This is a genomic window from Thermostichus sp. MS-CIW-23 (assembly GCF_054059455.1).
In genome coordinates this window covers 1-1,044 of the sequence record NZ_JBSSCC010000085.1, presented here as the reverse complement: position 1 = coordinate 1,044, position 1,044 = coordinate 1, and the positions used below count along the sequence as shown (strand labels likewise).

Below are 1,044 nucleotides of genomic sequence, written 5' to 3'. Positions count from 1 at the left end.
TGAAGACTTCTTTACTACTGATCAATCCATCCTCCTTCCGAAGTTGGTTTGCTAAGTGCTGCTATTGTACCCCTTGAGCCCTTAACAGGCTGTAACATAAGCACCCGTAGTTACCCTGAGAAACTTCCTCCTGCCAGAGGAGATGGGTAGGGTCCAACATCTGATCAATCTGTTTGCGGTCTTGTTCTGAGCAAAACTCCACATAGATGACCTTGATATCTTCGAGCTGCTCTTGCAAGCTGGTCAACACCTCCACCTCCTCTCCACCTGTAGCCACCCTGAGCACATCGATGAACTCCAGACCCAGCTCCTTGAGAGCTGCCCTAGCTTCCCGGAAAGGGAGCGGCTGCTCCACTCCCCACTCGGCCTGAGGATCCTCCGGCCAGAGGCGACGGGTTCTGCAGCTATCCTGCCCCGCTAGCCCCACCGGATGCACAAAGCAGTTGCCCAGGCCAAGAGCATTCTGCTGCAGCAGGTGCAAGGCCAAGGGATCCACCTCAAAACAATGAATGGCCGCCTCAGGGCAGAAACCCCGAAAACAAACGCTACCAAGGCCTACCCCAGCTCCGATGTCGATAACCGTCTGCACCTGACTAGACAGAAACACAGGAAAGTTAAGATACGTCCTCTCGTAAAAAACGGTGTCTGGGTAGAGCTTTACCGAAAACCTGAGTTTGCCAAAGTCAAAGCCAGTCAACACTGCTTCCATTAACTTACTGGCATTGGCCAAAAGAAGTTGGTGGTCCTCTGCCAAGACAAAAGCAAAGTTAGCCCTCACAGGCCGCCCCAGCCGCTGCAAGTCCTCAGCTGTGCACACCACAGCATCAAAACTAGGCCAACTGGCTGGCTCCCCTCTCACCTCGTGAATTCGCTCGGGCACTCCCTTCTGCTGCACAGGGCACAGGGATCCCCAAACCCCTCTTCCACATACAGCTCCAGCCGCGGCAGGTCTAGGTCGTGTTGATCTTATGTTAGGATAGAGAGAATAATTTATAGAGGAAAGAGGATGAAGTTGGTTTTTTTAGATGAAAACAAATGGCAGAA

At 52.5% G+C, this 1,044-nt stretch carries 1 protein-coding gene; it reads right to left on the bottom strand.

Annotation, left to right across the window (positions count from 1 at the left end):
* Positions 1-61 precede the first annotated feature (61 nt).
* Positions 62-880: a hypothetical protein gene (locus ACVW0B_RS14330; RefSeq protein WP_457491992.1), complete on the bottom strand. Its 819-nt coding sequence runs from the start codon at positions 878-880 to the stop codon at positions 62-64.
* Between the last annotated feature and the right edge of the window lie 164 nt (positions 881-1,044).